Below are 2639 nucleotides of genomic sequence, written 5' to 3'. Positions count from 1 at the left end.
GGTATGCGCTTCGCGCGAGATCGAACCGAACGACATCGCCCCGGTCGAGAACCGCTTGACGATGTCGGCCGCTGACATGACGTCGTCGAGCGCCACCTTCTTGCGGCCGGTCTCTCCGGCCAGCTTGATCTTGAACAGGCCGCGAATGGTCTGGGCGCGGGCCGTCTCGCTGTCGATCTGGGCGGAATAGTCCTTGAACGTTTCCCACGACCCCTGGCGCACGGCGTGCTGCAAGGTGGCGACTGCGTCGGGCGACCAGACATGCGCCTCGCCCCGCATGCGGAACATGTATTCGCCGCCGACCTCGAGGCTGTTGCGCAGCACGGGGTCGTTGCCGAAACCGTCATTGTGGCGGCTGAGCGTCTCTGCCGCGATCTCGTCCAGGCCGACGCCTTCGATCAGCGTCGCGGTGCCGGTGAAGTATTGCTGCACGAAATCGGTCTTCAGGCCGATGGCGTCGAAAATCTGCGCGCCGCAATAGGACTGGTAGGTCGAGATGCCCATCTTGGACATCACCTTGAGGATGCCCTTGCCGATCGACTTGATGTAGCGCGAAACGACCTCGTAGGCGTCCACTTCCTTCGGCAGTTCGCCACGCTTGTGCATGTCGAGCAGCGTGTCGAAGGCAAGGTACGGGTTGATCGCCTCGGCGCCATAGCCGGCAAGGCAGCAGAAATGATGCACTTCGCGCGGCTCGCCGGATTCGACGACGAGGCCGACCGAGGTGCGCAGCCCCTTGCGGATCAGGTGATGATGGACCGCGGCCGTAGCCAGCAGCGCCGGGATGGCGATGCGGTCCGGCCCGACCTGGCGGTCGGACAGGATGATGATGTTGTAGCCGCCGGCGACCGCCGCCTCCGCCCGCTCGCACAGGCGGTCGATGGCGCCCTGCATGCCCGCGGCCCCTTCGGCCGAGCCATAGGTGATGTCGATCGTCTTGGTGTCGAAGCGGTCCTCGGTATGGCCGATGGAACGGATCTTTTCGAGATCGCCATTGGTCAGGATCGGCTGGCGCACCTCGAGCCGCTTGCGGCGCGAATTGCCGACCAGGTCGAAGATGTTGGGCCGCGGCCCGATGAAGGACACCAGGCTCATCACCAGCTCCTCGCGGATCGGATCGATCGGCGGGTTGGTGACCTGGGCGAAGTTCTGCTTGAAGTAGGTGTAGAGCAGCTTCGACTTGTCCGACATCGCCGAGATCGGCGTGTCGGTGCCCATCGAGCCCACCGCCTCCTGGCCTGTCGTCGCCATCGGCGACATCAACAGCTTGGTGTCTTCCTGGCTATAGCCGAATGCCTGCTGGCGATCGAGCAGGCTGACATCCTTGCGCAGCGCGCGCGGCTCGACCGGCTTCAAATCTTCGAGGATGAGCTGTGTGTTGGCGAGCCAGGTCTTGTAGGGATGCTTGGTCGCGATCTCCGACTTGAGCTCCTCGTCGGAGACGATACGCCCCTTCTCCAGGTCGATCAGCAGCATCCGGCCTGGCTGCAGCCGCCACTTCTTGACGATCCTCTCCTCGGGCACCGGCAGCACGCCGGCTTCCGAGGCCATGATGACGCGGTCGTCATCGGTGACGATGTAGCGTGCCGGGCGCAGGCCATTGCGGTCGAGCGTGGCGCCGATCTGGCGGCCATCGGTGAAAACCACCGCCGCCGGTCCATCCCACGGCTCCATCAGTGCCGCATGGTATTCGTAGAAGGCCTTGCGATCGGCATCCATGAGCTTGTTGCCCGCCCAGGCTTCCGGGATCAGCATCATCATGGCATGGCTGAGCCTGTACCCGCCCTGGAACAGGAACTCGAGCGCATTGTCGAAGCAGGCGGTGTCGGACTGGCCGTCATAGGAAATCGGCCACAGCTTCGAGATGTTGTTGCCGAACAGTTCGGAATCGACCGACGCCTGGCGCGCAGCCATCCAGTTGTTGTTGCCGCGCACGGTGTTGATCTCGCCATTGTGGGCGACCATGCGGTAGGGATGCGCCAGCTTCCAAGACGGGAAGGTGTTGGTCGAGAAGCGCTGGTGGACGAGGATCAGCGCGGTCTCGAAGCGCGGATCGATCAGGTCCTTGTAATAGGCGCCGACCTGGTAGGCCAGGAACATGCCCTTGTAGACGATGGTGCGCGCCGACAGCGACACGCAATAGGCACCGATGTCCTTGTTGTCGTTCTCGGCGTAGATGCGGCCCGATATGACCTTGCGCAGCAGATAGAGCCTGGCCTCGTATTCCTCGTCATCGGTAATGTCTGGCGTGCGGCCGATGAAGATCTGCCGGTGGAACGGCTCGGATGCCACGATGTCAGGCGCCTTCGACAACGACGAATTGTCGACGGGCACGTCACGGAAACCGATGAGCGGAAGCCCCTCGGATTGCGCCGATTCGACAATGATGTCCTCGATATGGGCGCGAAGGGCCGCGTCCTGCGGCATGAACCAGTGTCCGACGCCGTACTGACCCGCCGGCGGCAGGTCGATGCCCTGGGCCGCCATCTCCTCACGGAAGAACTGGTCGGGAAGCTGCACCAGCACGCCGGCGCCATCGCCGACCAGCGGATCGGCGCCAACGGCGCCGCGATGCGTCAGGTTTTCGAGCACAGCCAGCCCGTCCTTGACGATCTGATGCGACTTCACGCCCTTCATAT

Annotated in this window: 1 protein-coding gene; it reads right to left on the bottom strand. The window is 63.5% G+C overall.

Features of this window, described 5'->3' with window-relative positions; all coding sequences use genetic code 11:
• On the bottom strand, positions 1 to 2639 hold a 2639-nt coding region (locus EN750_RS28275; protein ID WP_245482834.1), incomplete at both ends, for a glutamate synthase central domain-containing protein.

Origin of the sequence: Mesorhizobium sp. M7A.F.Ca.ET.027.03.2.1 (assembly GCF_003999175.1) — a bacterium.
Lineage (GTDB): Bacteria > Pseudomonadota > Alphaproteobacteria > Rhizobiales > Rhizobiaceae > Mesorhizobium.
The sequence above is the reverse complement of the archived record's forward strand: the minus strand, read 5'-3'. Positions and strand labels throughout refer to the sequence as shown.